We start from the raw sequence: 23432 nt of genomic DNA on the forward strand, positions 1-23432 counted from the left end.
TTCACAGCCCGCGCTCGGCGAGCCAGGCCTCGAGCCGGTCGACGAGCTTGGCCATCGGTGTCCTGGATGTGTCGAGCTCGACGTCGGCGAGCTCGCGGTAGAGCGGCGCGCGCTCCTCGGCGATGCGCCGCCACGCCGCCATGCCGTCGGCGAGCAGCGGCCGGCCGCCGCCGCCGATGCGCCGCTCGGCGGCGCGCTCGTCGACGGTGACGAGCACGACCGTCGCGTGCTCGAGCAGCGCGCGGGTGCCCGCGTCGAGCACGGCGCCGCCGCCGAGCGCCACCACGGCGCCGGGCGTGAGCGCGTGCCGCACGGCGTCGGCCTCCCACCGGCGGAAGGCGGGCTCGCCGTGCTCGGCGAAGATCCCCGGGATCGGGCCGTGCTCGAGCGCGACCAGCCGGTCGGTGTCGACGAAGGTGCGCCCGATCCGGGTGGCGAGCTTGCGCCCGAGCGACGACTTGCCGGCGGCCATCGGCCCGATGAGCGCGACCGGCGGCGTCGTGCCGGCCTCGTCGCCCGGCCGCGGCCCGTCGGCCGTCACGGCGTCGTGCGCAGCTGCTCGGGGATGGCGGCGAGGTAGGCGTCGAGGTTGCGGCGCGTCTCGGCGACCGAGTCGCCGCCGAACTTCTCGACGACCGCGTCGGCGAGCACGAGCGCGACCATCGCCTCGGCGACGACGCCCGCGGCCGGCACCGCGCAGACGTCGCTGCGCTGGTGGTGCGCCTGCGCCGCCTCGCCGGTCGCGACGTCGACGGTGCGGAGCGCCCGAGGCACGGTGGCGATGGGCTTCATGCCCGCGCGCACGCGCAGCACGCCGCCGGTGGACATGCCGCCCTCGATCCCGCCGGCGCGCACGGTCTCGCGCGTGACGCCGCCGTCGCCGACGAGCAGCTCGTCGTGCGCGACGCTCCCGCGCCGCCGCGTGGTCTCGAAGCCGTCGCCGACCTCGACGCCCTTGATGGCCTGGATGCTCATGAGCGCCTGTGCGAGCCGTCCGTCGAGGCGGCGGTCCCAGTGCACGTAGGAGCCGAGGCCCGGCGGCAGGCCGTACGCGAGCACCTCGACGATGCCGCCGAGCGTGTCGCCCGAGCGCCGGGCGTCCTCGACCTCGGCGAGCATCGCCGCGCTCGTGGCCGGGTGCAGGCAGCGCAGCTCGTCGCCGTCGAGCCGGTCGACGTCGTCGGCGGTCGGCAGCGGCGCGTCGTCCGGCACGCGCACGGGCCCGATCGAGAGCGTGTGGCTGACGAGCCGCACGCCGAGCTCGCCGAGGAACGCGCGCGCGACGGCACCGAGCGCGACGCGAGCGGCGGTCTCGCGGGCGCTCGCCCGCTCGAGCACGGGGCGCGCCTCGTCGAAGCCGTGCTTCTGCATGCCCACGAGGTCGGCGTGGCCGGGCCGCGGCCGGGTCAGCTTCGCGGCGCGCGCGCCCGTGAGCTCGCCCTCGAGCGGCGCGGCGCCCATGACCTCGGTCCACTTCGGCCACTCGGTGTTGCCGATGCGGAGCGCCACGGGGCCGCCCTGCGAGCGACCGTGGCGGATGCCGCCCGAGATCGACAGCTCGTCCTGCTCGAACTTCATGCGCGCGCCGCGGCCCGCGCCGAGCTTGCGCCGCTGCAGGTCGGCCTGGATCTGCTCGGCGGTGATCGGCACCCCGGCGGGGAGCCCCTCGAGGAGGGCGATGAGTTCGGGGCCGTGGGATTCCCCGGCGGTGAGCCAGCGCAGCATGGTCACGATTCTTCCAGACCCGCGGATGCCTCCAGTGCCGCGCGCATGGCCGTCACGACGCGCGCCTCCTCGGGCAGGGGCGCCTCCACCTCGCCGAGCGCGAAGATGCGGGCCTGCAGCACCGCCTGCTGGAGCAGCATCTCGCGGCCGTCGAGCAGCTGCCCGGCGGGGACCGCGCCGCGGTAGCGCGAGCCGTCGGCGCGGGCGTAGTCGGCGTCGAGCAGCACTGCAGGCGGCGCGTCGAAGTCCGGCGCGGCCGGCGCCGCCGCGGGCAGCGTCGAGACGGCGGCGTCGACGGCGGGCAGGGGCTCCTCGAGGCCCTGGGGCGCGACGAGCACGCCGAGCCGCTCCCCCAGCGCCACGAGCGCCTCGGCCTTGTGCGGGCTCCGCAGGGCCACGACCACGCGCTCGGCGCCGAGCTCGGCGAGCGCGACGAGCGCCGACTGGGCCGTAGCGCCCGCGCCCACGATCCCGCCCGTCCGCACGGAGCCGAGCCCCGCATCCGCGAACGCCCGGACGATGCCGCCGACGTCGGTGTTCCAGCCCCGCACGCGCGCGCCGAGCAGCAGCGTGTTCGCGGCTCCCGTGAGCGTCGCGCGCTCGTCGAGCGCCGATGCGAGCGCCGCCGCCTCGCCCTTCAGCGGCGCGGTGACCGAGAGCCCGAGCCACGCGGCATCCAGCCCGGCGACGAAGCCCGCGAGCGCGCCGGGCGCGACCTCGCGCCGCTCGTACGCCCAGTCGAGGCCGAGCGCCCGCGCGGCCGCGCCCTGCAGCACCGGCGAGAGCGAGTGCGCGACCGGCTGTCCGACGACGGCGAGGCGGCGGGTGCCGCCCGCGCCGCCGACGGCCGCCACGTCAGCCGCCCCAGCCCGGGTTGTCGCGCAGGAACTGCTGGAACTGCTCGACGGCGGCCAGGTGCTCGCCGTAGGTCTCCGAGAAGACCGTCTCGCCCGTCTCCGGGTTGACCGTGACGAAGTAGAGCCAGTCCCCCTCGGTCGGCGCGAGCGCCGCCTGGAGCGCGGTGTCGCCGGGGGCGCCGATCGGGCCGACCGGCAGCCCGGGGCGCGCGTACGTGTTGTACGGGTTCTCGGTGTCGGCCCGCTCCTCGGCGGTCGTCGTCACGACGTGCAGGTTGCCCGTGCCGTAGGCGACGGTCGCGTCGGACTGCAGCGGCATGTTGATGTCGAGCCGGTTCTGGAAGACGCGGGCCACGCGGCCGAAGTCGTCGGGCAGCCGCGCCTCGCGCTGCACGAGCGACGCGAAGGTCAGCACCCGCTGGCGGTCGGCCTCGGCGACGCCGGCGGCGTCGAGGGCCTGCGTCTGGCGCGCGATCATCGCCTGCAGCACGGCCGGCGCGGTGACGCCGTCGTCGAAGGTGTACGTGGCCGGGAACAGCCAGCCCTCGAGCGTCGTCGCGTCGTCGGGCAGGTCGAACTGCGCGAGGTCGCCGCTCGCCTGCACGAACTCGGCCTGCGGGATCCCGAGGTCGCGCTCCAGCCGCTCGAAGACCTGCGGCAGCGTGTAGCCCTCGGGCACGGTGACGCGCAGCTCGACCTTGTTCGCGGGGTCGAGGATCGCGTCGAGCGCGCCCTGCGCCGACATCTGCTGCTGCACGCGGTACGCGCCCGGGTGCAGCTGGATCGAGGGGTGGGCGACGAGGATGTCGGTGAACGCCTCCGCGCTCGCGATGACGTCCTGCTCGGCGAGCTCAGCCGCGACGTCGTAGCCGTTCTGGCCCGACTGCACCTGCACGATCACCTCGCCGGTGCCGGGGCCTGCGTAGTCCTCGGGGCCGCTGAAGCGGTCGACCAGGCGCGGCACCACGACCACTGCGGCGATGATCGCGCCGACGACCACCACGAGCGCGATGCTCCAGCCGATGAGCCTGCGGCGGCCTCGGGCCCTGCGCTCCCGCGCGCGACGTCCAGCCATCTCAGTCCTCCATGGGGGCGGCTGCGCCGCCGTCGGTGAGCACCTCGCCGGGCGCCCGCCCGGCGGTGCGCTCGCTGTCGAGTGCGTGCTGCAGGATGACCACGGCCGCGGCCTGGTCGATGCTCTGGCGCTGCTGGCGCGACGACCTGCCGGCCGCGCGCATGCCCGCCGAGGCGGTGACGGTCGAGAGCCGCTCGTCCACGAGCCGCACGGGCAGCGAGCGCGCGAGCGCGGAGGCCATGTCGCGCGCGTCCTGGGTGCTCGGGGTGTCGGCGCCGGAGAGCGAGATCGGCAGCCCCACGACCGCCTCGATCGCGCCGAGCTCCTCGGCGATCGCGGCGAGGCGTGCGACGGGGTCGACGTCGGCGCGCTGGATGGTCTCCACCGGCGTCGCGAGCAGCCCGTCGAGGTCGCACCTGGCGACCCCGACCCGGGCGCGGCCCACGTCGACGCCGATCCTGACGCCCCGGCGCATCGCCGTCGCCGCGCTCAGCGGCGGAGCCCCTCGCGCACGGCGGCGATCGCCGCGGGCATCGCGGCCGCATCCTGCCCGCCGCCCTGCGCCATGTCGGGCTTGCCGCCGCCGCCGCCGCCGAGCGCGCCCGCGGCCGCCTTGGCGAGCGGGCCCGCGACGACGCCCGCATCGCGCGCGGCCTGGTTGGTGGCGACCACGATCGCCGGGCGGCCGTCGACCGCGCCGCCGATCGCGACGACCGCGGGGTCGGCGCCGAGGCGCTCGCGCACCTGCGACGCGACCGAGCGGAGGTCGTCGGCGGAGCCGATCCGGCCCAGGTCGACCGAGGCGAAGCGCAGCGCGCCGACCGCCTCGGCGGCCTCGGCGATCGGTCCGACGCGGCCGGCCAGCTGCTGCGACTCGAACTCGGCGATGCGCTTCTCGGCCGCCTTGAGCGAGGTCACGAGCTCCTGGATGCGGCCGGGCAGCTGCTCCTTCGGCGTCTTCAGCATGCCGGTGAGCTCGCTCACGAGCGTGCGCTCCGCGACCAGCTGGCGGAACGCATCCGGGCCCACGGCGGCCTCGACGCGCCGGTTGGTCGAGCCGACGCTCGACTCGCTCGTGATCGAGATGAGCCCGATCTGGCTGGAGGCGCCCACGTGGGTGCCGCCGCACAGCTCCCGCGACCAGGGGCCGCCGATGTCGACCATGCGCACGGTGTCGCCGTACTTCTCGCCGAACAGCGCCATGGCGCCGAGCGACTTCGCCTCGTCGATCGGCATGACGCGCGTCTCGACCGGCAGGTCGTCGCGGATCGCCGAGTTCGCGATGCCCTCGAGCTCCTGGCGCATGTCGCTCGAGAGGGCGCTCGACCAGGAGAAGTCGAGGCGCATGTAGCCGGCCTTGTTGTACGAGCCCGACTGGGCCGCGTCGGGGCCGAGCAGCTGGCGCAGCGCCGCGTGCACGACGTGCGTCGCGGAGTGCGCCTGGTTGGCCGCGCGCCGGTAGAGCGGGTCGACGGCCGCGTGCGCGAGGTCGCCGACGGCGAGCTCGCCCGACGTCACCCGCACCGTGTGGCTGATGAGGCCCTGCACCGGGCGCTGCACGTCGAGCACGTCGGCCTCGAAGCCGGAGCCGACGAGCGTGCCCTGGTCGCTGTCCTGGCCGCCCGACTCCGCGTAGAGCGACGTGGCGGTGAGGACGACCTCGACCTCGTCGCCGACGCCCGCGCGCTGCACCTGGGCGCCGTCGGCGATGATGCCGATGACCTCGCCGTCGGCCTGCAGCTCGTCGTAGCCGAGGAAGGCCGTCTCGCCCTTCGCGCGCAGCTCCGAGTAGACCGACAGGTCGGCGAGCTGCCGCCGGCGCGACTTCGCGTCGGCCTTCGCCCGCGTGCGCTGCTCGCTCATGAGCGTCTCGAACGTCGAGCGGTCGACCTCGAGGCCCGCCTCCTCGGCGATCTCCATCGTCAGGTCGATCGGGAACCCGTAGGTGTCGTGCAGCAGGAACGCCGTCTTGCCCGGCACGACGTGGCCGGAGTCGCGGCGCACGTCGGACATCGCGAGGTCGAGCACCGTCGAGCCCGACTCGAGGGTGCGGAGGAACGTCTCCTCCTCGTTCACCGCGAGCCGCGCGATGCGGGGGTAGGCGGCCTCGAGCTCGGGGTACGCGGTCACCATGGCGCGGTAGCTCGCCTCGAACAGCGCCGGGAACGTCGCCTCGTGCACGCCGAGCAGGCGCATCGAGCGCACCGAGCGGCGCATGAGGCGGCGCAGGATGTAGCCGCGGCCGTCGTTGCCGGGCGTCACCCCGTCGCCCATGAGCATGAGCGACGAGCGCACGTGGTCGGCGACCACGCGCATCCGCACGTCGTCCTCGGTGGCGGCGCCGTAGCGGCGGCCGGAGAGCTCGCCCGCGACGTCGAGCACGGGGCGCACCTGGTCGATCTCGTAGATGTTCTGCACGCCCTGCTTGAGGAACGCGACGCGCTCGAGCCCCATGCCGGTGTCGATGTTCTTGTTCGGCAGCTCGCGCACGATCGTGAAGTCGGTCTTCGAGCGCACGTCGGCGATCTCGTCCTGCATGAAGACGAGGTTCCAGATCTCGACGTACCGGTCGCTGCCGGTCGCGGGGCCGCCGTCGGGGCCGTGCTCGGGGCCGAGGTCGAAGAAGATCTCGGAGTCGGGGCCGGCGGGGCCGGGCTGCCCGGTCATCCAGTAGTTGTCCTCGAGGCCGAGGCGCTGGATGCGCGACGCGTCGACGTCGGTGACCTCGAGCCAGAGGCGCTCGGCCTCGTCGTCGGTCTCGAAGACGGTGACCCAGAGGTCCTTGGGGTCGAAGCCGAACTTGCCGTCGGCCTCGGAGCCGGTGAGCAGCTCCCACGCGTAGGCGATCGCCTCGCGCTTGAAGTAGTCGCCGAACGACCAGTTGCCGGCCATCTGGAAGAAGGTGCCGTGGCGGGGCGTGCGGCCGACCTCCTCGATGTCGAGGGTGCGGATGCACTTCTGCACGTCGGCGACGCGCGGCCAGGGGGCGGGCACCCGGCCGGAGAGGTAGGGGATGAACGGCACCATGCCGGCGATCGTGAACATGATCGCGGGGTCGTCGCTGACGAGCGACGCCGAGGGGACGATGGTGTGGTCCTTGGCCTCGAAGTGCTTCAGGAAGCGGCTGTGGATCTCTGCGGTCTGCATGGGGTCAGGTCTTTCCAGCCCCGTCGGGGCCTGACGAGCCCGGGCGCGCAGCGCCCGGGCTCGGATCGGGTGTCGTCACTCGCCTCGCAGCTCGCGGTCGCGTGCCTGGTAGCCGTCCTTGACGGCGTCCGTGAACTCACGGCCGCGCGAGTCGACGTTGTCGAGGAACGCCTTGCCCTTCTCGGTCTCCTCGATGCGGCGGGCGGCGAAGACGCCGATGACGACGCCGACGGCCAGGAACAGGAGCTTCTTCACAGCGGGTCCCCCTCGTGTCTCGCTTCGCCCCGCGCCGGATCGGCGCACGGGCTCGGACAGTCTAACGACGAAGAGGGGCCGCCGGCTGGCGACCCCTCCTCGATGCGCTCGGATCAGCGAGCGGCGTAGTACTCGACGACGAGCTGGACGTCGGCGACGACGGGCACCTCGGCGCGCTTCGGGCGGCGCACGAGGCGGGCCTGGAGGCGGTCGAGCTGCACGTCGAGGTACGGCGGGACGGGCGGGAGCACGCCGGCGTGGCCGCCTGCGGCCGCGACCTGGAAGGGCTCCATGCCCTCGCTGCGCTGGTGCACGTGGATGAGCTGGCCCTCCTTCACGCGGAACGAGGGGCGGTCGACGCGCTGGCCGTCGACCATGATGTGGCGGTGCACGACCATCTGGCGGGCCTGCGACATCGTGCGGGCGAAGCCCGAGCGGAGCACGAGCGCGTCGAGGCGCATCTCGAGCAGCTCGACGAGGTTTTCACCCGTCAGGCCGGACTGGCGGCGGGCCTCGTTGAAGGTGTTGCGCAGCTGCGCCTCGCGGATGCCGTACTGGGCGCGCAGGCGCTGCTTCTCGCGGAGGCGGACGGCGTAGTCGCTATCGGCCTTGCGCTTGGTGCGGCCGTGCTGGCCGGGGCCGTAGGGGCGCTTCTCGAGGTAGCGCGCCGCCTTCGGCGTGAGGGCGATGCCGAGGGCGCGCGAGAGGCGCGTCTTCGACCGGGTACGGGACTTCGTGGACATGACTTCCTTCGCTGAGTCGCTGCCGCGCGAGCGGCTGTCCCGGCCGAGTGCCGGGACCTAAGGAGGGGTGCGGGTCCTGCGTCGGCAGCCGGGCTGCCAGAGGACCAGCGACCAGGCTACCAGAGGTCAGGCGTCGCCGGAGAGGATGCGGCGGATGCGCTCGAGGCGAGCGGCGACATCGCGCTCGTAGCCGTGGGCGCCCGGCTCGTAGTAGCGGCGCCCCACGAGCGGGTCGGGCAGGTGCTGCTGGGTCGCGACGCCGGCCGGCGCGTCGTGCGCGTAGCGGTAGCCCTTGCCGTGGCCGAGCCGCTTGGCGCCCGGGTAGTGGGCGTCGCGCAGGTGCGTCGGCACGCGGCCGATGTCGCCCGAGCGCACGTCGGCGATGGCGCGGTCGATGCCGAGGTAGGAGCGGTTGGACTTCGGCGCGGTGGCGAGGTAGACGACCGCCTCGGCGAGCGGGATGCGCCCCTCGGGCATGCCGATCATCTGCACCGCCTGCGCGGCGGCGGTCGCCACCACGAGGCCCTGCGGGTCGGCCATCCCGATGTCCTCGGCGGCGAGCACGATGATGCGCCGGGCGATGAAGCGCGGGTCCTCCCCCGCCTCGATCATGCGGGCGAGCCAGTGGAGCGCCGCGTCGGGGTCGGAGCCGCGCACCGACTTGATGAACGCCGAGATGACGTCGTAGTGCTCGTCGCCCTGCCGGTCGTAGCGCAGCAGCGCGCGGTCGACGGCGCTCGCCAGGGCCTCGGCCGTGACGGTCGTCGGCGCATCCGCGACGCCCTCACCCGCGGCTTCGAGCGCGTGGGCGCCGGCGGCCTCGAGCGCCGTGAGCGCGCGCCGGGCGTCGCCGGAGGAGAGCCGGATGAGCTGCGCGCGGGCCTCGTCGTCGAGCGCGATGCGCCCGTCGAAGCCGCGCGGGTCGGCGATCGCGCGGTCGACGAGCTCGGCGATGTCGTCGTCGCCGAGCGGCTCGAGCGTCAGCAGCAGCGAGCGCGACAGCAGCGGGCTGATGACGCTGAACGACGGGTTCTCGGTCGTCGCGGCGATGAGCGTGACCCAGCCCTGCTCGACGCCCGGCAGCAGCGCGTCCTGCTGGGCCTTGGTGAAGCGGTGGATCTCGTCGAGGAAGAGCACGGTGGAGCGCTGGAAGAGGTCGCGGTCGTTCAGCGCCGCCTCCATCACCTGGCGGACGTCCTTGACGCCGGCCGTGACGGCGCTCAGCTCGACGAAGCGGCGGTCGGAGGAGTGCGCGATCGACTGCGCGAGCGTCGTCTTGCCCGTGCCGGGAGGACCCCAGAGGATGACGCTCTGGCCGCTCGCGCCCTCGCTCGGCGCGGCGAGCCGGCGCAGCGGCGAGCCGGGGCCGAGCAGGTGGCGCTGGCCGACGACGTCGTCGAGGCTCGTCGGGCGCATGCGCACGGCGAGCGGCGCTGTCGTCCCTCCTGCCATGCCCCCAGCCTAGGCGGCGCCGCCCACACGACCCGGTAGCCTGAACGCCGCACCGAGCGGGTGCGCGAGCGGCAGAGGAGAGCCCGTGGTCACGAAGCAGGAGCAGGAGCGGCGCGTCCGCGACTACCGCGCGCGGCAGGCCGTGCACGAGCGCCGGCAGCGCCGGCAGCGCCGCGACTCCCTCATCGGGGCCGCCCTCGCGCTCGTCGTGCTCGCGGGCGGCACGGCGCTCATCGCCACCCGCCCCGCTCCCGCGGACCCGGCCGATACCGCGGCGCCGACGCCCAGCGCGACCGCGCCCGCGGCCGAGTCCACCGTGCCCGACCCCTCGCTCGCCGAGGGACGCACGTGGACCGGCTCGCTCACGGTGAACGGCGTCGAGCTCGACGTCGAGCTCGACGGCGCCGCGGCCCCCCAGGCCGTCTCCGCCGTGCTCGCCGACGCGCAGCGCGACTACTACGACGGCAAGACGTGCCACCGCCTCACGACGAGCGAGGGATTCTCGGTGCTGCAGTGCGGCTCGGTCGACGGCCAGGGCGGCGGCGACCCGACCTACATGTACGGCCCGGTCGAGAACGCGCCCGCCGACGACCTCTACGTCGAGGGCACCATCGCGATGGCCCGCCAGTCGGGCAACGCCGACTCGAACGGCCACCAGTTCTTCATCGTCTACGGCGACACGAGCATCCCCTCCGACTCCGCCGGCGGCTACAGCGTGATCGGCCGAGTCACCGGCGGCCTCGACGAGCTGCAGGAGGCCGTCATCGCGAAGGGCACGGCGGGCGGCGTGCCCGACGGCGCGCCCGCGGAGCCGGTCACGATCGAGGACTTCGTCCTGCAGTAGCCCGCGCTACGCTCTACCTGCCCGTCCCCTCGTACGAGAGACTCCGTCATGCCCGAGCCCACCCAGCCCATCGACCCCGCCGCGTCGGAGCAGCCTGCCGCGCCGCAGGACGCCCCCGAGCAGGAGGCGCCCGCCGAGCAGGTGGAGCAGCCCGCCGAGCCGGAGGCTCCCGCCCAGCCGGAGGCTCCCGCTGCCGAGGAGGAGGCGCCCGTCGAGCAGGAGGCGCCCGCGGAGGCTGCGGCCACCGAGCAGGAGGCGCCTGCCGCCGAGGAGCAGGCTCCCGCTGAGGAGCAGGCTCCCGCCGAGGAGCCCGCTGCGCCCGTCATGGGCGAGCCGGTCATCGAGCGCGAGCTCGGCCGGGTCGACGCCGCCGGCACGGTCGCGGTCAAGGACGGCGACGGATGGCGCGTCGTCGGCCAGTTCCCCGACGTCACGGCCGAGGAGGCGCTCGGCTACTTCGAGCGCAAGTTCGCCGACCTCGAGGGCCAGGTCCGCCTGCTCGAGCAGCGCATCCGCGGCGGCGCGAGCGCCCGCGACGTGGCGAAGGCCGCCTCGCACCTCCACGCGACCGTGCTCGAGGCGCCCGCGGTCGGCGACATCCCGTCCCTGCTCAGCCGTCTCGACGCGCTCCGCGGCGAGCTCGGCGAGCTCGAGGCGAAGCAGCAGGCCGCGAGCAAGGCGGAGGTCGACGAGGCCATCGCCGAGCGCACGCGCGTCGTCGAGGCGATCGAGCAGCTCGCGAGCGGCGACCTCGAGAACGTGCAGTGGAAGCAGACCATGCAGCAGGTCGACGTGCTCTTCGCCGACTGGCAGCGCCTGCAGAAGGACGGCCCGCGGCTGTCGAAGGGCCAGGCCGACGCGCTCTGGAAGCGCTTCCGCGACGCGCGCTCGACCCTCGAGACCGCCCGCCGCCGCTTCTTCGCCGACCTCGACGCATCCCACAAGGACGTCCGCGCGCGCAAGCAGGCGCTCGTCGAGCAGGCCCAGGCGCTCGCGCCGAAGGGCGTCGACGGCATCCCCGCTTACCGCGCGCTGCTCGACCAGTGGAAGGCAGCCGGCCGCGCCGGCCGCAAGATCGACGACGCGCTGTGGGCCCAGTTCAAGGAGGCCGGCGACGTGCTGTTCGCCGCGAAGGCCGAGCAGGCCGCGGTCGACAACGAGGAGTACGCCGAGAACCTGGCCGCCAAGCGCGCGCTGCTCCAGGAGGCGACGCCGATCCTCGAGATCACCGATCGCGCCAAGGCGCGCGAGGCCCTGCTCGGCGTGCAGCGCCGCTGGGACGAGATCGGCCGCGTGCCCCGCGAGGCGCTGCGCGAGGTCGAGGACCGCATGCGCAAGATCGAGACGCACGTGCGCGAGCTCGACGAGCAGCACTGGAAGGCGTCGAACCCCGAGCGCAAGGCGCGCTCCGAGGGCCTCGCCGGCCAGCTCGAGGAGGCCATCGAGAAGCTCGAGGCCGAGATCGCGGACACGACGGATGCGCGCCGCAAGGCAGAGCTCGAGGCCGAGCTGCAGACGAAGCGCTCGTGGCTCGAGGTCGTCGCAGCCGCAGGCTGACGCAGCATGACGACGAGGGGGCCGGCGCCGATGGCGCCGGCCCCCTCGTCGTCCGTCAGCCCGTCGTGATGCGGTAGACGTCGTAGACGCCGTCGATGCGGCGCACCGCGTTCAGCACGTGGTCGAGGTGCGTCACGTCGCCCATCTCGAACGCGAAGCGGCTGATCGCGAGCCGGTCGGTGCCGGTGTGCACGCTCGCCGAGAGGATGTTGACGTGGTGCTCGGTAAGCACGCGGGTGATGTCGCTCAGCAGCCCCGAGCGGTCGAGCGCCTCGACCTGGATGTTCACGAGGAACAGCCCCTTCGACGTCGCCGCCCACTCGACCTCGATCATGCGCTCGGGCTCGGCGAGCAGGCCCTGCACGTTCGGGCAGCTGCGCTGGTGCACGCTCACGCCCTGGCCGCGCGTGACGAAGCCGACGATCTCGTCGCCCGGCACGGGCGTGCAGCACTTCGACAGCTTCACGAGGATGTCGTCGGCGCCCCGCACGAGCACGCCGGAGGCGCTCGACGCGGGCCTCGGCGCCTTGCTCGGCAGCACCGTCACGTGCGCGTCGTCGTCCGCGGCCTCGTCGACGCGGATCGCCGACACGACCTTCTCGAGCACCGACTGCGTCGAGACGTGCCCCTCGCCCACGGCGGCGTACAGGGCCGTCACGTCGTCGTACTTCAGCTGCGCCGCCACCTGCGCGAACGCATCGCGGCCCATGAGCTTCTGCAGCGGCAGGTCGTGCCGGCGCATGGCCTTCGCGATCGCCTCCTTGCCGACCTCGACGGCCTCGTCGCGGCGCTCGCGCTGGAACCACTGGCGGATCTTGCTGCGCGCGCGGGGCGACGTGACGAAGCCCTGCCAGTCCTGGCTGGGCCCCGCATCCGGGTTCTTCGACGTCAGCACCTCGACGATGTCGCCGGTCGCGAGCTTCGTGTCGAGCGGCACGAGGCGGCCGTTGACCTTCGCGCCCATCGTGCGGTGGCCGACCTCGGTGTGCACCGCGTAGGCGAAGTCGACGGGGGTCGCGCCGGCGGGCAGGCCGATCACCTTGCCCTTCGGCGTGAAGACGTAGAGCTCCTTCGCGCCGATCTCGAAGCGCAGGGAGTCGAGGAACTCGCCCGGGTCGGTCGTCTCCTCCTGCCAGTCGTTGATGTGCGCGAGCCACGCCATGTCGGTCGACGACATCGCGCCGCCGCCCTGCTTGTACTTCCAGTGCGCCGCGACGCCGTACTCGGCGCGGCGGTGCATCTCCTCGGTGCGGATCTGGATCTCGACGTGGTGGCCGCGCGGGCCGATGACGGTCGTGTGCAGCGACTGGTAGAGGTTGAACTTCGGCGTCGCGATGTAGTCCTTGAGGCGCCCCGGCATCGGCTGCCAGCGCGCGTGGATCGCGCCGAGCACCGCGTAGCAGTCGCGCACCGACTGCACGATCACGCGCACGCCGACGAGGTCGTAGATGTCGGCGAAGTCGTGGCCGCGCACCCGCATCTTGTTGTAGATCGAGTAGTACTGCTTGGGGCGCCCCGCGATGCGGCCGCGGATCCTCTGCGACTTCATGTCCTCGCTGAGGCCGGACACGACCTCCTCGAGGTACCGCTCCCGCTCGGGCGCGCGCGCCTCGACGAGGTTCTTGATCTCGAGGTAGACCTTCGGCTGCAGCACCGCGAACGAGAGGTCCTCGAGCTCGACCTTCATCGTCTGGATGCCGAGGCGGTGCGCGAGGGGCGCGTAGATCTCGATCGTCTCGCGGGCCTTGCGCTGCGCCGACTCATCCGAGACGAAGCCCCACGTGCGCGCGTTGTGGAGCCGGTCGGCGAGCTTGATGACGAGCACGCGGATGTCCTTCGACATCGCGACGACCATCTTGCGCACGGTCTCGGCCTGGGCCGACTCGCCGTACTTCAGCTTGTCGAGCTTCGTCACCCCGTCGACGAGCATCGCGATCTCGTCGCCGAAGTCGGCGCGGCACTGCTCGAGCGTGTAGGTGGTGTCCTCGACGGTGTCGTGGAGCAGCGCGGCGGCGACGGTGATGGCGCCGATGCCGAGGTCGGCGAGGATCTGCGCGACCGCGACGGGGTGCGTGATGTACGGCTCGCCCGACTTGCGGTACTGGCCGCGGTGCGCCTCCTCGGCGACGATGTACGCGCGCTGGATGAGCCCGGTGTCGCCCTTCGGGTGCTGCGACTTGACCGTGCGGATCAGCTCGTCGACGGCGCCCGCGCGGTGGGAGCGCGAGAAGAGGAAGGGCAGCAGCGTGCGGAAGCCGCCCGAGGTCTGCTGGGCGTCGCTCATCTCGCTCCTCCCCGTCGGCTCAGACGACCGCCCCGCGCTCGTTCCGCGGCTTCTCCGTGACCTCGGCGATCGCGTCGTGCTGCCTGAGCTGAGCATAGACGGGGGCCGCGACGAAGATCGACGACCACGTGCCGACGATCGTGCCGATGAAGAGCGCGAGCGAGATGTCGCGGAGCGTGCCGGCCCCGAGCAGCAGGGCGCCGATGAAGAGCACCGCCGCGATCGGCAGCGTCGCCACGATCGAGGTGTTGATCGAGCGCACGAGCGTCTGGTTGACGGCGAGGTTGATGTTGTCGAGCAGCTCACCGCTCGTGCCGGGCGCGGTGTTCTCGCGCACCTTGTCGAACACGACGACCGTGTCGTAGAGCGAGTAGCCGAGGATCGTCAGGAAGCCGATGACGGCCGCGGGCGTGACCTCGAAGCCGATGATGCCGTAGACGCCGGCGGTGACCAGCAGGTCGAAGGCGAGCGACGCGAGCGCGGCGACCGACATCTTCCAGGTGCGGAAGTAGACGGCGAGCACGATCGACACGAGCACGAGGAAGACGACGAGCGCCCGCAGCGCCTGCTGCGAGATGTCGGCGCCCCACGACGGGCCGATGAACGAGAACGCGACCTCGCCGCTGTCGACGCCGTAGGTGTCGGCGAGCGCGGCGCGGATCTCGGCGGCCTGCTCCTCCGACACGGCGTCGGTCTGCACGCGCACGGTGTCGGAGCCGAGCGTGACGGCGCGCGCCTCGGCCTCGGGCGCGATCGCCTCGACGGCCTCCGCCGCGCCGTCGGTCGACGCCTCCGAGATGCCGGTGACGCGGAACTCGCTGCCGCCCGTGAACTCGATGCCGAAGACGAAGCCGCCGCGGATGATGGTGCCGAGCGCGAGCGCGATGAGGATGCCGACCGCGATCGACAGCCACAGCTTGCGCTTGGCGACGACCGGCAGCGAGCGCTCCCCGGTGTAGAGCTCGTTGCCGACGCTGGTGAGCGAGGCCATCAGTCCTCCTTGCCGTTCGAGGCGGCCATGGCCGACTTGCGCTCGGCGATCGTCTGGCGCTTCTGCGCCTCCTTCGCCGACCGGGCTCCCCTGCCTGCCGCGACCGGCTCGCGGAACTTCGCGCGGCCGCGGTAGACGGCGCCGAGCGCCTGCGGGTCGAGCCCGCTCCAGCGGTGGCCGGAGGAGAAGAAGCTCGTGCGCGAGAGCAGGCGCAGGAGCGGATGCGTGAAGAGCGCGACGACGACGATGTCGATGAACGTCGTGATGCCGAGCGTGAAGGCGAAGCCGCGCACGTTGCCCACCGACAGCAGGAACAGGATCACGGCGGCGAGGAAGCTCACCGCATCCGAGACCAGGATGGTGCGGAAGGCGCGCTTCCAGCCGGTCTCGAGCGCGCTCGTGAGGTGCTTGCCCTCGCGCAGCTCGTCGCGGATGCGCTCGAAGTAGACGATGAAGGAGTCGGCAGTGATGCCGATGGCGATCACGAGGCCGGCGACGCCGGCGAGCGAGAGCCGGTAGCCCTCGGTGCTCGAGAGGAAGGTCACCGTGAGGTAGGTGAGGATCGCGGCGATGCCGAGCGACAGGACGACCACGAGGCCGAGCGCGCGGTACTGGAAGACCGAGTACACGACGACGAGGATGAGTCCGATGAGGCCGGCAAGCAGGCCCGCGCGCAGCTGGTCGGCACCGAGCGTCGCCGAGATCGTCTCGTTCGACTGCACCTCGAAGCCGATCGGCAGCGCGCCGAAGCGCAGCTGGTCGGCGAGGCCCTGCGCCGCCTCCTGCGTGAAGCCGCCCGTGATCCGCGCGTTGCCGTCGGTGATGATGGCGTTCGACGAGATGGGCATGAGCACGGTCGAGTCGAGCACGACCGCGAACTGGTTCTGCGGCTCGGGCAGGCCGGTGATGGCGCGCGTCGTCGCCTCGAAGCCGGCCGGGCCCTCGCCGTCGAGCTCGAGGCTGACGGCCCAGCCGCCCGTGGCCTGGCCCTGCGAGTTCGTCGCGGCCGAGACCTGCGCGTCGGCGATGTCGGAGCCCTCGACCGTGACCGGGCCGAGGATGAAGCGCGCCGTCTGGTCGGTCGAGCACGTGATGAAGGGCTCGTCGGCGGGCGCGACGGTCGTGGTGTCGACGTCGGCGCACTGGAAGGCGTCGAACTCGGCCTGCAGCTCAGGGGTGATCCACGCCTGGTCCCACGCGTTCTCGGGGGTCGCGGCGGGCTCGGCCGGCGGCGTGCTCTCGCTCGGCGCGGGCGTCTCGCCGGGCACGTTCGCGGCGGCGGACTGCAGCACCGGGCGGAACTCCATCTTGGCGCTCGCCTGGATGCGCTGCATCGTGGCCGCGTCGGGCTCGCCGGGGATGGCGACGACGATGTTGCGGCCGCCCTGCGTGGTGATCTCGGCCTCGGAGACGCCGGAGGCGTCGACGCGCTGGCGGATGATCGCCACCGCCTGGTCGAGCTGCTCCTGGGTGACCTGCGCGCCCTCGGCGACGACGGGCGCGAGCACGATCTGCGTGCCGCCCTCGAGGTCGAGCGCGAGCTGCGGGGTCCAGGAGCCGCCGCCCCACTGCACGGCGGAGAAGTTGACGCCGACGAGGCCGGCGATCAGCACCACCAGCCAGATGAGCGCGCGGGCGCCCCGCGAACGAGCCTTCGCCACGGATCAGGCGCGGTCGCGCGGCTCGTCCGCGTCGCCGGCCTCGTCGATCCGGCGGTCCTCGACGACCTCGGCGTGGTCGTCGACCACGCGGGCGAGGGTCTGGCGGTGCACGCGCACGATGGTGCCGGGCGCGATCTCGATGAGCGCCTCGTTGCGCTCCTCGTCGATCGCCGTGAGCTCGCCGAAGAGGCCGAAGTTCGTCATCACCTCGGCGCCGGGGACCATCTGGGACTGCAGCTCCTCGGCCTGGGCCTTGCGCTTCTTGTTGCTGCGGAACATGAAGAAGATCATCGCCGCGAGCACGACGAGCATGATGAGCGTCAGCGGGTCGATCGGGAACCCTTGCTGGGCGGTGGTCGTCGTCTGCAGGAACAGCATCGTCGGAAGGGGCCTCTCAGGGGTGGTTCGTCCTGCGCGGCTGCGCGCAGCACCAAGGGCCCATCATACCCCGTCGAGCGTCGCGTCCTGCGTCTGCGCGCCCGCGTGCCGCATGCCCGTCGGGGTCGCGATCCTGCCGCGGGGCGTGCGGCCGATGAGGCCCTCGCGCACGAGGAACGGCTCGACGACCGACTCGATGGTGTCGGCCTCCTCCCCCACGGCCGCCGCGAGCGTCGACAGCCCCACCGGGCCGCCGGTGAAGCGGTGGGCGATGGCGTGCAGCACGGCGCGGTCGATGCGGTCGAGCCCGGCCTCGTCGACGTCGTACAGCTCGAGCGCCGCGCGCACGCCCTCGAGGTCGCTCGAGCCCTCGTGCACGAGCAGCCAGTCGCGCACGCGGCGCAGCAGGCGGTTCGCGATGCGGGGCGTGCCGCGCGAGCGACCGGCGAGCTCGGCGAGCGCGGCGGGCTCGATCGTGAGGTCCATGAGCCGCGAGGAGCGCGCGAGCACGCGCTCGAGGTCGGCCGGGTCGTAGAACTCGAGGTGGGCCGTGAAGCCGAAGCGGTCGCGCAGCGGCGCGGGCAGCATGCCGGAGCGCGTGGTCGCGCCGACGAGCGTGAACGGCGCGAGCTCGAGCGGGATCGAGGCGGCGCCCGCGCCCTTGCCGACCATGATGTCGATGCGGAAGTCCTCCATCGCGAGGTACAGCATCTCCTCGGCGGAGCGCGCCATGCGGTGGATCTCGTCGACGAACAGCACCTCGCCGGGGACGAGCGCCGACAGCACCGCGGCGAGGTCGCCGGCATGCTGGATGGCGGGGCCCGAGGAGTAGCGGATGGGCCGCCCGGTCTCGGCGCCGATGATCGTCGCGAGGGTGGTCTTTCCGAGCCCGGGCGGCCCGGCCAGCAGGATGTGGTCGGGCGTGCGCTCCTGCATCCGCGCCGCCTGCAGCAGCACCTCGAGCTGGCCGCGCACCTTGGGCTGGCCGACGAACTCGGCGAGGCTCGTGGGGCGCAGCGCCCCCTCGAAGGCGATCTCGTCCGGCGTCGCGGCCGGGTCGGTCAGCGGGTCGCTCACGGGCGCGCGCCCGGTCCGAGGATGGCGAGGGCGGCGCGCAGCAGCGCGCCGGTCGTGCCGGCCGCCTCGGGCGCCGCGACGGCCGCCCGCTCGATGGCGTCGGCGGCGGTGCGCTCGGGCCACCCGAGGCCCGTGAGGGCCGTGAGCACGTCGGCCCGCGCATCCGACCCCGGCGCCGCGGGCGCCGCCACCGGTGCAGCGAGCTTGCCGCTCAGCTGCAGGATGATGAGCTTCGCCGTCTTCGGGCCGATGCCGCTCACGGCCTTGAACGCGCGCTCGTCCTGCGCGTCGACCGCGCGGGCGAGCGCGTCGGGGGTGAGGTGCGCGAGGACGCCGAGGGCCGACTTCGGGCCGACGCCCGAGACCCCGATGAGCAGCTCGAACGCGTCGAGCTCGGCCTCGGTCTCGAAGCCGTAGAGCGAGAGCTCGTCCTCGCGGACGATGAGGTGCGTGTGCAGCGCGACCGAGCTCCCGGCGCGGGCGGTCAGCGAGGTCTGGGGGGTCACCGCGACGGCGAGGCCGACGCCGCCGACGCCGACGACGAGGCGCTGCCCGCGCGCGGCGAGCACGGTGCCGTCGAGCCTGGAGATCACCCCCTGAGCCTAGGCCTGGCACCGGACGCCGGCCGCCTGGCGCGCCGGATGCCCGAGTGCGCGCTGGTAGCCTGAAGGGGCCCGCCGATCGCTCGACACGGAGATCCCATGCGCTACGTCCAGTTCCTGATCCTCATGCTGCTGCTCGTGGGCTCGTTCGTCGTGATGAGCTATTCGATCGGCGCGGAGGGCATCGAGGGCATCATCTTCACCGCGGGCCTGGCGATGTTCATCCTGTCGACGCTGGGCGCGGTCGAGATCGGCCGCCGCGGCCTGCACAAGGGCTGATCAGCGCCGGGCGCGCGCAGCCGACTCCGCCGCCGCCCAGGCCCGCTGCGCGGGCGTCGAGTGCTCCGCGCGAGGCGCGCGCGTGCGCCAGCCCTCGGCGATCGCGATCGCGAGCGCGTCGGCGGCGTCCGCCGGCTTCGGCGCGGCCTCGAGCCGCAGCAGGCGACGCACCATCTCCCCCACCTGCCGCTTGTCGGCCGCGCCGTAGCCGGTGACGGCCGCCTTGACCTCGCTCGGCGTCAGCAGCGCCACCGGCAGCTCCCGCTCGGCGGCGGCGCGCAGCACGATGCCCGAGATCTGCGCGACGCCCATGACGCTCCGCAGGTTCGCCTGCGCGAACACGCGCTCGAGCGCGATCGCATCGGGGCGGTGGGCGTCGATCGCCGCCTCGACGCCTCGCGCGATGCGCAGCAGCCGCAGCTCGATCGCCTCGTCGGCGTCGGAGCGCAGCACCTCCACGTGCACGAGGGTCGGCGTGCGCCGCTCGACGTCGACGACGCCGACGCCGCACCGCGTCAGCCCGGGGTCGACGCCGAGCACGCGCACCGACGCCGGCACGGGACTACTCGTCCTCGTCGAGCTGCGCCTGCACCTCGTCGGAGAGGTCGAGGTTCGCGTAGACGTTCTGCACGTCGTCGAGGTCGTCGAGCGCGTCGATGAGGCGCAGCACCTTGCGCGCCGTCTCGACGTCGACCTCGACCTTGAGGTTCGGCACGAACTCCGCCTCGGCCGAGTCGTAGTCGATGCCCGCGTCCTGGAGCGCCGAGCGCACGGCGACGAGGTCGCCGGCCTCCGAGAGCACCGCGAAGCCGCCGCCCTGGTCGACGACCTCCTCGGCGCCGGCGTCGAGCACGGCCTCGAGGATCGCGTCCTCGGTGACGCCGTCGGCCTTCGTGATCGACACGACGCCCTTGCGGCTGAAGTTGTAGGCGACCGAGCCAGGGTCGGCCATCGTGCCGCCGTTGCGGGTCATCGCGACGCGCACCTCGGCGGCGGCGCGGTTCCTGTTGTCGGTGAGGCACTCGATCATGAGCGCCACGCCGCCGCCGGCGTAGCCCTCGTACATGATCGTCGTGTAGTCGATCGACTCGCCGGTCAGCCCCGCGCCGCGCTTGATCGCGCGGTCGATGTTGTCGTTGGGGACGCTCGTCTTCTTCGCCTTCTGCACGGCGTCGACGAGCGTCGGGTTCCCCGAGAGATCCGCGCCGCCGATCTTCGCGGCGACCTCGATGTTCTTGATGAGCTTCGCGAACGACTTCGCGCGCCGGGCGTCGATGACGGCCTTCTTGTGCTTCGTCGTGGCCCACTTGGAGTGTCCGGACATGCTGCTCTCCTGGTCGCGTGAAGGGGGACGCCCCATCCTACGCGCGCGCTGGAGCTATGGGCGGCGACCCTTTCGGGTCGCCGCTGCGACGCCAGCGCCGGGGCCCGTCCCGGGTCCCGGTCCCGCCACCGCGACGCGCACCCCGGCGCTCCGCAGCTCGAGCGCGGCGAGCGCCCGCAGGCCCGGCTCGTCGCCCGTGCGGATCGCGGCGACCGGATCGGCGACGGTCGCGAGCAGCCGCCGCGTCGGCTGGGTCGCGACGGCGCGCAGCGCCAGCAGGTCGCGCCCCTCGCGGGTGCGCGCGAGCGCGGCGCTCGCGCGGGCCCGGGTGGCGAAGCGCAGCCGCGGCAGCAGCCACACGAGCAGCACGAGCAGGGTCGGCAGCAGCCACAGCGCCGTGCCGACGGTCGCGGCGAGCAGCTCGATCGTGCTCGTGAGCGCGGTGCCGGCGGCGGCGAGGTCGTCGGCCGACCCGGATGCGTCGCGGAAGGGCTGCGCGACGCCGTCGCCGATCAGCGGCACCTGCGCGAGCGCATCCCCGGCGTCGGAGAGCGTCGTGGAGAAGCCGGTGCCGGCGTCCTCGATCTGGCGCCCGAAGCCGCCGAGCGAGGCGATCGCGTCGCGCACCTGCAGGGCGATCCAGACGCTGACGGCGATCGTCGTGATCGCGGCGAGGTCGGCGACGACCTGCCAGGCCGCGGCGACGGGACGGCTGGAGTAGAGCTGCACGCCCCGATTCAACCAGCAGCGACGGCGCGCACCCGGGGCCGCTGCCCGACGAGGATGCCGGCGCCGATCACGACCGCGGCCCCCACGACCTCCCACACGCCGAGGCGCTCCCCCAGCACGAGCACGCCGAGGCCGACCGCGACGACGGGGATGAGGTAGGTCACGGTCGCCGAGACCGTCGGCCCCACGGCGCGCACGACCTCGAACTGCAGGATGTAGGCGATGCCGGTGCCGACGACGCCGAGCGCCGCGACCGCGAGCAGCGCGAGCGGCAGGGCCTCCGGCGAATGCGCGGCGACGGGCGACCAGCCCTCGAGCCCGCTCCAGATCAGCAGGGCGACGAGCACCATCGGGAGCCCCGTCACCATGAGCGCGGTCGGATGCGCGATGCCCGGCACTTCGCGGTGGGCGAGGAGGCGCCGGTTCAGCGTCCAGCCGACGCCGTACGACGCGCCGCCCGCGACCGCGATCGCGAAGCCGATGAGGTCGGGGCCGGCCGCGGCCGTCCACGGCTGCGCGATGAGCACGACGCCCACGAGGCCGAGCAGCACCGCCGCGAGCTTGCGCGGCGTGAGCCGGTCGCTCGGCAGCAGCAGCAGCGCGAACAGCACCGTCGCGACGGGCGTGATCGCGTTGCCGAGGCCGGCGAGGCTCGACGAGATGCGGGTCTCGGCGAGCACGAACGCGGTGAACGGGATCGCGGTGAGGAAGAGCGAGCAGACGGCCAGGAGACCCCACGTGCCCGCGTCGCGCGGCAGCCGCGTGCGCATCGCCGCTGCGAGCAGCAGGAGCGTCGCCGCCGCGATGCCGATCCGGAGCGTCGCGATCTGCATCGGGTGCAGCGCCTCGAGCCCCAGCTTCATGAGCAGGAAGGAGGAGCCCCAGATGATGGCGAGCGAGATCCAGAGCGCCTGCCAGGGCACGCGCTCACGCACCGGCGGCGCGCACGCGGTCGAGGAACCGGCGGTGGAAGCGCAGCTCGCCGCCGACCTCCGGGTGGAAGGCGGTCGCGAGCAGCGGCCCCTGCTCGACCGCGACGACGCGGCCGTCGACCGAGGCGAGCGCCGTCGCGGCGGCGCCGACGCGCTCGACGGCGGGCGCGCGGATGAAGGTCGCGCGCACCGGCTCGTCGCCGAGCGCGGGCACCGCGAGCTCCGCCTCGAAGGAGTCGACCTGGCTGCCGAAGGCGTTGCGGCGCACGTCGACGTCGAGGCCGCCGAACGACAGCTGGGTCGGCAGCCCGTCGAGGATGCGGTCGGCGAGCAGGATCATGCCCGCGCACGTGCCGTACACCGGCATGCCGCCCGCGATCCGCTCGATGATCGGCTCCCGCACCTCGAACAGCCGCGACAGCTTGTCGATCACGCTCGACTCGCCGCCCGGCAGCACCAGCCCCGCGACCTGCGCCAGCTGCGCCGGGGTGCGCACGAGCGCCACCTCGGCGCCGAGCGCCTCGAGCACCGCGACGTGCTCGCGCACGTCGCCCTGGAGCGCGAGGACGCCGACGCGGGGCCGGCGCGCGGTCACCAGCCGCGCTCGGCGAGGCGGTGCGGCGCGGGCAGGTCGGCCACGTTGATGCCGACCATCGCCTCGCCGAGGCCCCGCGACGCATCCGCGATCGCCTTCGCGTCGTCGTACGAGGCGGTCGCGCGCACGATGGCGGCGGCGCGCGCCTCGGGGTTGCCGGACTTGAAGATGCCCGAGCCCACGAAGACGCCGTCGGCGCCGAGCTGCATCATCATCGCCGCGTCGGCGGGCGTCGCGACGCCGCCGGCCACGAAGAGCACGACGGGCAGGCGGCCCGCCTCGGCGACCTCGGCGACGAGCTCGTACGGCGCCTGCAGCTCCTTCGCCGCGACGAAGAGCTCGTCCTTCGACATCGACGTGAGCCGGCGGATCTCCTGGTTGATGGTGCGGATGTGCTTCGTCGCCTCGGAGACGTCGCCGGTGCCGGCCTCGCCCTTCGAGCGGATCATCGCCGCGCCCTCGGTGATGCGGCGGAGCGCCTCGCCCAGGTTCGTCGCGCCGCAGACGAACGGCACCGTGAACGGCCACTTGTCGATGTGGTTGACGTAGTCGGCCGGGCTCAGCACCTCGGACTCGTCGATGTAGTCGACCTCGAGCGCCTCGAGCACCTGTGCCTCGACGAAGTGGCCGATGCGGGCCTTCGCCATCACCGGGATCGAGACCTCGGCCTTGATCGCGTCGATCAGGTCGGGGTCGGACATGCGGGCGACGCCGCCCTGCGCGCGGATGTCGGCCGGCACGCGCTCGAGCGCCATGACGGCGACGGCGCCGGCGTCCTCGGCGATGCGCGCCTGCTCGGGGGTGACGACGTCCATGATGACGCCGCCCTTCAGCATCTCGGCGAGCCCGCGCTTGACGCGGGCCGAGCCGGTGGTGGTCTCGGTCATGATCGGTGCCTTTCGTGCGGTGCCGGGATGATCGGGCG

The 23432-nt window shown here is 73.5% G+C and carries 24 protein-coding genes; 3 read left to right on the forward strand and 21 right to left on the reverse strand.

Annotated features, from left to right (window positions below; genetic code table 11):
- Position 1: 1 nt before the first annotated feature.
- The 9 genes from FQ330_RS06700 to FQ330_RS06740 all read right to left on the reverse strand — a co-directional run bounded on the left by FQ330_RS06700 (position 2) and on the right by FQ330_RS06740 (position 9254).
- Complete coding sequence (locus FQ330_RS06700) at positions 2–541, reverse strand: shikimate kinase (RefSeq protein WP_225792726.1); 540 nt, start codon at positions 539–541, stop codon at positions 2–4.
- Entirely contained in the window at positions 538–1725 is a 1188-nt protein-coding gene (gene aroC, locus FQ330_RS06705) for a chorismate synthase (protein WP_146356220.1), read from the reverse strand. Before aroC ends, FQ330_RS06700 begins: the two co-directional genes overlap by 4 nt.
- 2 nt (positions 1726–1727) lie before the next feature.
- Positions 1728–2579, reverse strand: a complete 852-nt coding sequence (locus FQ330_RS06710; RefSeq protein WP_146356222.1) for a shikimate dehydrogenase — start codon at positions 2577–2579, stop codon at positions 1728–1730.
- A gap of 1 nt (position 2580) precedes the next feature.
- Positions 2581–3657, reverse strand: a complete 1077-nt coding sequence (gene mltG, locus FQ330_RS06715; RefSeq protein WP_128190503.1) for an endolytic transglycosylase MltG — start codon at positions 3655–3657, stop codon at positions 2581–2583.
- A 1-nt stretch (position 3658) separates the two neighbouring features.
- Positions 3659–4132 carry a Holliday junction resolvase RuvX gene (gene ruvX, locus FQ330_RS06720; protein ID WP_128190504.1) on the reverse strand — a complete coding sequence of 158 codons (474 nt, stop codon included), beginning with the start codon at positions 4130–4132 and terminating at the stop codon, positions 3659–3661.
- 14 nt (positions 4133–4146) lie between these two features.
- Positions 4147–6804 carry an alanine--tRNA ligase gene (alaS, locus tag FQ330_RS06725; RefSeq protein ID WP_146356224.1) on the reverse strand — a complete coding sequence of 886 codons (2658 nt, stop codon included), beginning with the start codon at positions 6802–6804 and terminating at the stop codon, positions 4147–4149.
- Positions 6805–6879: 75 nt separating this feature from the next.
- Positions 6880–7059 (reverse strand): hypothetical protein, encoded by a 180-nt coding sequence (locus FQ330_RS06730; protein WP_128189167.1) that lies wholly within the window; start codon positions 7057–7059, stop codon positions 6880–6882.
- A 113-nt stretch (positions 7060–7172) separates the two neighbouring features.
- Entirely contained in the window at positions 7173–7802 is a 630-nt protein-coding gene (rpsD, locus tag FQ330_RS06735) for a 30S ribosomal protein S4 (RefSeq protein WP_128189166.1), read from the reverse strand.
- A gap of 126 nt (positions 7803–7928) precedes the next feature.
- On the reverse strand, positions 7929–9254 hold the full coding sequence (locus FQ330_RS06740; protein ID WP_128189165.1) for a replication-associated recombination protein A: 1326 nt from the start codon (positions 9252–9254) through the stop codon (positions 7929–7931).
- Positions 9255–9339: 85 nt separating this feature from the next.
- On the opposite strand from FQ330_RS06740, the gene FQ330_RS06745 reads away from it, so the two are divergent.
- A complete protein-coding gene (locus tag FQ330_RS06745; RefSeq protein WP_146356226.1) occupies positions 9340–10098 on the forward strand; it encodes a peptidylprolyl isomerase in 759 nt (252 codons plus the stop codon).
- A 48-nt stretch (positions 10099–10146) separates the two neighbouring features.
- Positions 10147–11655, forward strand: a complete 1509-nt coding sequence (locus FQ330_RS06750) for a DUF349 domain-containing protein (protein WP_318655687.1) — start codon at positions 10147–10149, stop codon at positions 11653–11655.
- 55 nt (positions 11656–11710) lie between these two features.
- Here FQ330_RS06750 and FQ330_RS06755 read toward each other — a convergent pair whose 3' ends face one another.
- The 6 genes from FQ330_RS06755 to ruvA all read right to left on the reverse strand — a co-directional run bounded on the left by FQ330_RS06755 (position 11711) and on the right by ruvA (position 18639).
- Positions 11711–13939, reverse strand: a complete 2229-nt coding sequence (locus FQ330_RS06755) for a RelA/SpoT family protein (protein WP_146356228.1) — start codon at positions 13937–13939, stop codon at positions 11711–11713.
- 19 nt (positions 13940–13958) lie between these two features.
- On the reverse strand, positions 13959–14930 hold the full coding sequence (gene secF / locus FQ330_RS06760) for a protein translocase subunit SecF (protein WP_146356230.1): 972 nt from the start codon (positions 14928–14930) through the stop codon (positions 13959–13961).
- A complete protein-coding gene (gene secD, locus FQ330_RS06765; protein WP_146356232.1) occupies positions 14930–16591 on the reverse strand; it encodes a protein translocase subunit SecD in 1662 nt (553 codons plus the stop codon). Before secD ends, secF begins: the two co-directional genes overlap by 1 nt.
- A gap of 3 nt (positions 16592–16594) precedes the next feature.
- Positions 16595–16969 carry a preprotein translocase subunit YajC gene (yajC, locus tag FQ330_RS06770; protein ID WP_225792727.1) on the reverse strand — a complete coding sequence of 125 codons (375 nt, stop codon included), beginning with the start codon at positions 16967–16969 and terminating at the stop codon, positions 16595–16597.
- A 63-nt stretch (positions 16970–17032) separates the two neighbouring features.
- On the reverse strand, positions 17033–18046 hold the full coding sequence (ruvB, locus tag FQ330_RS06775) for a Holliday junction branch migration DNA helicase RuvB (protein WP_146356234.1): 1014 nt from the start codon (positions 18044–18046) through the stop codon (positions 17033–17035).
- On the reverse strand, positions 18043–18639 hold the full coding sequence (gene ruvA / locus FQ330_RS06780; RefSeq protein ID WP_146356236.1) for a Holliday junction branch migration protein RuvA: 597 nt from the start codon (positions 18637–18639) through the stop codon (positions 18043–18045). Before ruvA ends, ruvB begins: the two co-directional genes overlap by 4 nt.
- A gap of 108 nt (positions 18640–18747) precedes the next feature.
- On the opposite strand from ruvA, the gene FQ330_RS06785 reads away from it, so the two are divergent.
- Positions 18748–18927 carry a hypothetical protein gene (locus FQ330_RS06785; RefSeq protein ID WP_128189157.1) on the forward strand — a complete coding sequence of 60 codons (180 nt, stop codon included), beginning with the start codon at positions 18748–18750 and terminating at the stop codon, positions 18925–18927.
- Here FQ330_RS06785 and ruvC read toward each other — a convergent pair whose 3' ends face one another.
- Genes ruvC through pdxS form a run of 6 tightly spaced genes read right to left on the reverse strand, consistent with a single transcriptional unit; the run spans position 18928 to position 23394 of the window.
- Complete coding sequence (gene ruvC, locus FQ330_RS06790; protein ID WP_128189156.1) at positions 18928–19485, reverse strand: crossover junction endodeoxyribonuclease RuvC; 558 nt, start codon at positions 19483–19485, stop codon at positions 18928–18930. It abuts the gene before it with no gap.
- Between the two features lie 4 nt (positions 19486–19489).
- Positions 19490–20251, reverse strand: coding sequence for a YebC/PmpR family DNA-binding transcriptional regulator (locus tag FQ330_RS06795; protein WP_146356238.1), 762 nt, complete (start codon positions 20249–20251; stop codon positions 19490–19492).
- 54 nt (positions 20252–20305) lie between these two features.
- Positions 20306–20980: a hypothetical protein gene (locus tag FQ330_RS06800; RefSeq protein ID WP_146356240.1), complete on the reverse strand. Its 675-nt coding sequence runs from the start codon at positions 20978–20980 to the stop codon at positions 20306–20308.
- A gap of 8 nt (positions 20981–20988) precedes the next feature.
- Positions 20989–21915, reverse strand: a complete 927-nt coding sequence (locus FQ330_RS06805; RefSeq protein ID WP_225792728.1) for a DMT family transporter — start codon at positions 21913–21915, stop codon at positions 20989–20991.
- Positions 21908–22510, reverse strand: coding sequence for a pyridoxal 5'-phosphate synthase glutaminase subunit PdxT (gene pdxT / locus FQ330_RS13545; protein WP_225792747.1), 603 nt, complete (start codon positions 22508–22510; stop codon positions 21908–21910). Before pdxT ends, FQ330_RS06805 begins: the two co-directional genes overlap by 8 nt.
- A complete protein-coding gene (gene pdxS / locus FQ330_RS13550; RefSeq protein ID WP_225792729.1) occupies positions 22504–23394 on the reverse strand; it encodes a pyridoxal 5'-phosphate synthase lyase subunit PdxS in 891 nt (296 codons plus the stop codon). Before pdxS ends, pdxT begins: the two co-directional genes overlap by 7 nt.
- Between the last annotated feature and the right edge of the window lie 38 nt (positions 23395–23432).

It is taken from the genome of Agrococcus sediminis, from assembly GCF_007923295.1.
Classification (GTDB): Bacteria; Actinomycetota; Actinomycetes; order Actinomycetales; family Microbacteriaceae; genus Agrococcus; species Agrococcus sediminis.

Excerpts from the sequence above, each read along its gene's own strand:
- secF (WP_146356230.1), bottom strand. The coding sequence starts at position 14,930 with ATGGCCTCGCTCACCAGCGTCGGCAACGAGCTCTACACCGGGGAGCGC.
- pdxS (WP_225792729.1), bottom strand. The coding sequence starts at position 23,394 with ATGACCGAGACCACCACCGGCTCGGCCCGCGTCAAGCGCGGGCTCGCC.
- rpsD (WP_128189166.1), bottom strand. The coding sequence starts at position 7,802 with ATGTCCACGAAGTCCCGTACCCGGTCGAAGACGCGCCTCTCGCGCGCC.
- FQ330_RS06740 (WP_128189165.1), bottom strand. The coding sequence starts at position 9,254 with ATGGCAGGAGGGACGACAGCGCCGCTCGCCGTGCGCATGCGCCCGACG.
- FQ330_RS06755 (WP_146356228.1), bottom strand. The coding sequence starts at position 13,939 with ATGAGCGACGCCCAGCAGACCTCGGGCGGCTTCCGCACGCTGCTGCCC.
- FQ330_RS06785 (WP_128189157.1), top strand. The coding sequence starts at position 18,748 with ATGCGCTACGTCCAGTTCCTGATCCTCATGCTGCTGCTCGTGGGCTCG.
- alaS (WP_146356224.1), bottom strand. The coding sequence starts at position 6,804 with ATGCAGACCGCAGAGATCCACAGCCGCTTCCTGAAGCACTTCGAGGCC.
- yajC (WP_225792727.1), bottom strand. The coding sequence starts at position 16,969 with ATGCTGTTCCTGCAGACGACGACCACCGCCCAGCAAGGGTTCCCGATC.
- FQ330_RS06795 (WP_146356238.1), bottom strand. The coding sequence starts at position 20,251 with ATGTCCGGACACTCCAAGTGGGCCACGACGAAGCACAAGAAGGCCGTC.
- aroC (WP_146356220.1), bottom strand. The coding sequence starts at position 1,725 with ATGCTGCGCTGGCTCACCGCCGGGGAATCCCACGGCCCCGAACTCATC.
- ruvX (WP_128190504.1), bottom strand. The coding sequence starts at position 4,132 with ATGCGCCGGGGCGTCAGGATCGGCGTCGACGTGGGCCGCGCCCGGGTC.
- mltG (WP_128190503.1), bottom strand. The coding sequence starts at position 3,657 with ATGGCTGGACGTCGCGCGCGGGAGCGCAGGGCCCGAGGCCGCCGCAGG.
- FQ330_RS06750 (WP_318655687.1), top strand. The coding sequence starts at position 10,147 with ATGCCCGAGCCCACCCAGCCCATCGACCCCGCCGCGTCGGAGCAGCCT.